Annotated in this window: 2 tRNA genes; both read right to left on the bottom strand. The window is 49.5% G+C overall.

The window, feature by feature from the left end:
- Positions 1–4 precede the first annotated feature (4 nt).
- Positions 5–80, bottom strand: a tRNA-Lys gene (locus IQP38_RS00430).
- Between the two features lie 2 nt (positions 81–82).
- Positions 83–158: transfer RNA gene (locus tag IQP38_RS00425), tRNA-Glu, on the bottom strand.
- Positions 159–275: the final 117 nt, after the last annotated feature.

The raw sequence follows: 275 nt of genomic DNA, 5'->3' as shown, positions 1-275 counted from the left end.
GAAATGGTGGGTCGTGCAGGATTCGAACCTGCGACCAATTGATTAAAAGTCAACTGCTCTACCAACTGAGCTAACGACCCAATGGTATCCCGTAGGGGAGTCGAACCCCTGTTACCGCCGTGAAAGGGCGGTGTCCTAGGCCTCTAGACGAACGGGACACTAAGTGAACATCTTGGGGGATGTTCTATCTCTTAAACTTCATAAACCGTATCAATCTGTGTGAACACTCATCGCAATAATCATCGTTTAAGGAGGTGATCCAGCGCCAGGTTCCC

The sequence above is a fragment of the Vibrio sp. OPT41 genome (genome assembly GCF_015163595.1).
Taxonomy (GTDB): domain Bacteria; phylum Pseudomonadota; class Gammaproteobacteria; order Enterobacterales; family Vibrionaceae; genus Vibrio; species Vibrio alginolyticus.
The sequence above is the reverse complement of the archived record's forward strand: the minus strand, read 5'-3'. Positions and strand labels throughout refer to the sequence as shown.